At 50.5% G+C, this 4,283-nt stretch carries 3 protein-coding genes; all 3 read left to right on the plus strand.

Going from position 1 to position 4,283, the window contains the following annotated elements; all coding sequences use genetic code 11:
* Nucleotides 1-303, plus strand: a 303-nt coding sequence (locus tag BLV48_RS18565) for an integrase core domain-containing protein (protein WP_139253990.1), incomplete at its 5' end; no start/stop codon positions are given.
* 579 nt (nucleotides 304-882) lie between these two features.
* Nucleotides 883-2,415 carry a DUF6531 domain-containing protein gene (locus tag BLV48_RS19440; RefSeq protein ID WP_254775089.1) on the plus strand — a complete coding sequence of 511 codons (1,533 nt, stop codon included), beginning with the start codon at nucleotides 883-885 and terminating at the stop codon, nucleotides 2,413-2,415.
* An 81-nt stretch (nucleotides 2,416-2,496) separates the two neighbouring features.
* A partial coding sequence (locus BLV48_RS18575) for an RHS repeat domain-containing protein (RefSeq protein ID WP_139253991.1) occupies nucleotides 2,497-4,283 on the plus strand: 1,787 nt, incomplete at its 3' end.

Genomic DNA, 4,283 nt, shown 5'->3' on the forward strand with positions numbered 1-4,283 from the left:
CGCCTGATGACCGATAACGGCCCTGCTTATCGTTCCCGTCGGTTCAATGCAGTTTTACAACGGGAAGGGATCAAGCATGTGTACACGCGCCCATACACGCCCAGAACGAACGGCAAGGCGGAGCGTTTTATACAGACAATGATCCGGGAATGGGCGTATGCGATGCCCTATGCAAACGACATATCAAGGACATGGGCGCTGACAGATTGGATCAACCACTACAATAAACAGCGCCCTCATGGCAGTATCGGAAATCTACCGCCGGTGTCTCGAATACCGAAGCTGCGTGAACAACGTGTTTAGTATTCACATCTAGTGCTTAGAATTAGTGTTGCTAATTTATTGTGTAATGCTAGACTCAATGAGAATGCTTTTGAATTTCGCAAAGGATAGCGATTTATTAGTGTCGTTTTTTTGACACGCTGTTTTAAATGCTGTTCAGCGACAAACAAGGATGTTCAAATGAAGCTGAAAATACCATTTCACAGTAGCAGCATATACGCCATTCCGAAACGCTCACCTCAATCGAGTCGCAGTCGCAGGGCAAATTGCACCAGCATTTTGAGTCGTGTCGTTTTTGCCCTGCGATCTTTCAGTCCGCCAAAATTCTCTGCACGAAACACCAGAGTCAAGAAAGCCAGCATCGCGCGTTGCCCATTAATAGTGGAAGCATCTTGCTCGTTAGACGCTGAGCCTGCTGGGCTAACTCATCGTAGCTCATTGATATCATCAATATAACGTCATGGATTTATTAAGATAAGCATGAACATTGCTGCTAATAAACCACATCAAGCTTGGTCATAGAGTTCTGGACACTTTATATAAGTGAAGTGGAAAGAGCGTGATCTATATAACGCATTAACACTTTAAAAGGATTTAATGATGAGCAAAATGCTTCGAATTGCATCGATCACAGGGCTCCTGCTTGCAGCGCAAGGCTTCTCTTCGATCGCAAATGCTGCATGTACGCTACAGTTTACGTCACCCAGTGATGGTACAACCGTCAGGTCATCTACTATCACCGTATACGGTCAAGGTGGTGCGGATGCTCAGCATGGTGACTATGGCACCGTTACCGCCACCCTAAACGGCACCCCATTTTTCAATTATTCAGGATCTTTTACCGCTGCCGTGAGTTTCCTGGAAACGCGTGGAGTGTCTGTTAACCTGAGAGAAGGTAACAATTTCTTTTCAGTATCAGGAAGTGCCGGCGGATGCAGTGCAACGGACAGCATGAACCTGTTCTACGACCCTGAGGTCACCCTAGGAAAGAATAAAGGTGAACCCGAGACCCTGGCTTGTGATGCACCCAACAATTCACAGGGGAATCCCATCAACACGGCGATCGGTAACAAATTCCAGAAGGAAGAAGACTATCGTGCGAATGGGCCGTATCCGCTGTTCTTTGCTCGGCATTACAACAGTGTAGATGGTTACTGGAGGCACAGTTATTCCACACGCCTAAACATCACGAGTGGACTCATCACATTAATCCTAGCTGATGGTCGTGAGTCGGTATTTACTGTCACTGGCAGCACGATCACTCCCAGCCCGGCAGAGTTGGGAACCTTGGAACAAAGCGGTACTGGGTGGCGATATACCTCTTCCAGGCAGGACGTTTTCGACTTCGATAGTCAGGGGCGTCTCACACGGATGGCCAATATCAACGGACAATTTCATGTGCTGACCTATGGTGCAACTGATGTACTGGTAGAAGATACATTTGGCCGTCAGTTGACATTCACTCAGGATGAACACTTCCAACCGCTTTCGTTGGTCACTAGCTCTTTGTCGACCACTTACACCTACGATTCGTCACGTCTGACTCAGGTTACTACCCTGGCGGGTGGTCAGACGTTTGAGCGCACATTTCACTACGAGAACGCTACTTACCCGCAATTCCTGACGGGCATCACCGATGAGCGGGGGATACGTTATGTCACCTGGGAATACGACTCATCGGGACGCGCTACTAAAAGTGTTCATGCAGACGGCGCTGATGAGACCAGCATCGTTTATAACACTGATGGTTCGGTGACTGTCACGAATGCGCTTGGTCGTGAAGTGACCTACCACTACGTCGTCATTGACGGTGTGAAGCGTATAGCATCGATAGATGGCGAGCCAACGCCTAATTGCCCTGCCAGTAACTCCAGCTACAGCTATGACACCAGGGGTTTACTGACAAGCAAAACAGATGAACGCGGGATTGTGACCGTTTACCAATACAACAGTCGCGGACTGGAAACGAGTAGAACGGAAGCAAGCGGGACCCCTGAAGCACGGACAATCACAACCCAGTGGCACCCGACTTTACAGCTACCGGTCATGATTACCGAGCCGCAGCGAGTCACTGAGATGACGTATGACGCTACCGGGCGTTTATTGAGTCAGGTGGTGACGCCGCAGCCCTGATAGTTTTCAAACCTGAACACTATCGGAGCTGCCATCCAGGGTGGATATGGCATACAAGGACAATACGTGAGGAATGACACTATGATGAAGCATTTGGGCACGCACCTGCTAGGCGGCGTTTTATTACTGGCGTTAGGCGTCAACGCGGCGCACGCTAATCGCAGCTGGACTTACACCTATCATCCCGATACCGCCGGGACAAATGGCCCGATTCCCGGCCAGCTGGCAACAGCTGATGGCCCCCGTACTGATGTGCAAGATGTCACCAGTTACGACTACGATGCGCAAGGCAACTTGATTCAGGTGACCAATGCCCTTGGCCAAGTGAGTGAGATCACTGCGCATGATGCCGACGGACGGCCTCTGACATTAGTTGACCCTAACGGGGTATTAACGACGCTGGCCTATGATGGCCTTGGCCGACTGATAACGCGCATCACCGCCGGCGCCACCACCGGTTTTGCATATGATGCTATCGGTAATCTGACCGGTATCACCTTACCCGACCAAACAACACTTACTTACCTCTACGATGATACCGGTCGTGTGAGTGCCATTGCCGACTCGCTTGGCAACCGCATCGAGTATGTTTTAGACGCCGCAGGCAATCGAGTCGAAGAGCGTATTCTGGATGCAAATGAAAACCTGCGTTATACCCGTGCTCAAGTATATGACGAACTCTCGCGTTTGCTTGAGGTGGTGGGGCTCAATGGCAGCCAGCAACGGCAATATGACTTAAATGGCAATCTGGTCCAAGCCATCGACGGGGAAGCCAACACGACTGCGCATGCTTTTGATGCCCTAAACCGGCTTACACAGACAACAGACGCCTTGCAAGGGCAGACATTGTATTCATATGACAGTCTGAACCAGCTGACATCCGTGTCTGATCCAAATGGCCACACCACCCAGTATGTTTACAATGGCTACGGTGACAGGGTGCAGCAAATCAGCCCTGATACGGGGACAACGAGCTACACCTATGATTCCGCCGGCAACCTAACAGGCGAAACTGATGCTAACGGACAGCAAACCCATTACGCGTACGATGCACTCAATCGTCTGATCGAGATCGAAGACCCTTATGATCCGAGTCAGACGATAACCCTGACGTACGATGACCCCAACGCAAGTTATGGTATTGGTCAACTCACCAATATCACAGGGCCGAACACAAATATCAGTTACGATTATACAGCACGAGGATTGAAAGCCAGCGTTACCCACGTACTGGGTGGCATTGCCCAGACTATTGGGTATGGATACAACGACGCCGACGTCTTGTCTTCAATCACTTACCCGAGTGGACGGGTCGTACTGTTTCAGCGAGACGCCGTGGGGAATATTGAGTCTATCTCCACAGTCCAGGGCGGTGTGACGACAACGCTGGCCAACAGCATTACCCATGCCCCCTTCGGGCCCGTCAGTGGGTTGACCTATGGCAACGGGCTAACGCTAACCAATACATACGACAGCCAATACCGGCTCACCGCTACTCAGGTCGGCCAGTTACTCGACCGGAATTACAGCTTTAATGGCAACGATGATATTACGGGTATCAATCAGGAGGTCACCGGTCAGTTAGTCTTTGATTATGACCCTCTGCGTCGGCTGGAATATGCGCAAACGCCCTCCACTATTCTAAGCTGGACTTACGATAGCAACGGAAACCGCTTGAGTGAAACAGCTGGCCAGTTGGTGGATACGTACTACGTCGACAGCTGGAGCAACCGTCTGCTCGAAATCAGTGGTTCAACGCAAAGTATTTACACGTACGACGCGAATGGCAATGTACTGAGTAAAGGTGGCCTGAACTTCAGCTACGACCGCTACAACAGTCTCACCAGTGTGAGCGGCACGGTAAGCGC

It is taken from the genome of Marinobacterium iners DSM 11526 (assembly GCF_900107855.1).
Lineage (GTDB): Bacteria > Pseudomonadota > Gammaproteobacteria > Pseudomonadales > Balneatricaceae > Marinobacterium > Marinobacterium iners.